Source organism: Kitasatospora sp. NPDC097643, assembly GCF_040302625.1.
In the GTDB taxonomy this organism is placed as follows: Bacteria; Actinomycetota; Actinomycetes; order Streptomycetales; family Streptomycetaceae; genus Kitasatospora.
This window is the reverse complement of the sequence record NZ_JBEOSA010000173.1, coordinates 1-1,454: the sequence shown is the minus strand read 5'-3', so window position 1 is coordinate 1,454 and position 1,454 is coordinate 1. Positions and strand designations below refer to the sequence as shown.

General features: G+C 74.1%; 1 protein-coding gene. It reads right to left on the bottom strand.

Annotated elements, in window-relative coordinates; all coding sequences use genetic code 11:
* On the bottom strand, nt 1-1,454 hold a 1,454-nt coding region (locus ABTY15_RS39670; RefSeq protein ID WP_350607690.1), incomplete at both ends, for a beta-ketoacyl reductase.

Sequence of the window (1,454 nt, the reverse complement as noted above, 5' to 3'; positions counted from 1 at the left end):
CCGTTCCGCCGGGCGTCCGACAGCCGCTCCACCAGCAGCATGCCGACGCCCTCGCCCCAGCCGGTACCGTCCGCGTCGTCCGAGAACGCCTTGCAGCGGCCATCGGCGGCCAGGCCCCGCTGGCGGCTGAACTCCACGAACGTGCTCGGCGTCAGCATCACCGTCACACCGCCCGCCAGCGCCAGCGTCGACTCACCCTGCCGCAGCGACTGGCAGGCCAGGTGCAGCGCGACGAGCGAGGAGGAACACGCCGTGTCGATCGTGACCGCCGGCCCCTCCAGGCCCAGCGTGTACGACACCCGTCCGGAGGCGACGCTGCCGGAGGTACCGGTCCCCACGTGGCCTTCCGCGCCCTCGGCGGACTGCTGGAGCAGCATGCCGTAGTCGTTGTACATCACGCCGACGAAGACACCGGTACGACTGCCGCGAACCGTCCGCGGGTCGATCCCGGCCCGCTCGAAGGCCTCCCAGGACGTCTCCAGCAGCAGCCGCTGCTGCGGGTCCATCGACATCGCCTCACGCGGCGAGATGCCGAAGAACCCCGGGTCGAACTCGCCCGCCCGGTGCAGGAAGCCGCCCTCACGCGCGTACGAGGTGCCGAGGTGGTCCGGGTCCGGGTGGTAGAGGTTCTCGACGTCCCAGCCGCGGTCCTCGGGGAAGAACGACACCGCGTCCCGCCCGTCGACGACCAGCCGCCACAGGTCCTCGGGGGTCTCGATCCCGCCGGGGTAGCGACAGGCCATGCCGACGATCGCGATCGGCTCGTCGTCCGGGGCCGTGCTGACCGCAGGGGCGACGACGGCCTCCGGATCGGCACCGAGCAGTTCGGTCCTGAGCTGCTCGGCGAGCACGGCGGGGCTCGGGTAGTCGAACACGAGCGTGGCCGGCAGGCGCAGCCCGGTGGCGCGGTTGAGCCGGTTCCGCAGCTCGACCGCGGTCAGCGAGTCGAAGCCGAGCTCCTTGAATGCCCGGCCCGCATCGACCCCGGAGACGTCCGGGTAGCCCAGGACGGCGGCGACCTCGCCGCGCACCAGGTCGAGGAGCAGGGCCTCCCGCTGGGCCGCGCCCAGCGCCGCCAGCCGGTCGGCCAGCGCCGAGCCGCCGACGGCGGAGGTACCTCCGCCGTTGGCGGTGGCGCGGCGCACCGGCGTCCGGACCAGGCCGCGCAGCATCGGCGGCAGCATCCCGATGCCGGCCTGGGCCCGCAGGCCCGCCTGGTCGAGCCGGATGGGGACCAGCACGGGTTCGGTACCTGCCACGGCAGCGCCGAACAGCAGCAGGCCGTCCTCGGCGCTCAGAGCGACGACACCACCGCGGGCCATCCGCTGCACGTCCGCGTCGTCCAGCCCGGCCGCCATGCCGCCGCCGTCCTCCGCCCACAGCCCCCACGCCAGGGACTGCGCCGGGAGACCCGCGGCGTGGCGGTGCTCGGCGAGGGCGTCGAGGAAGGCGTT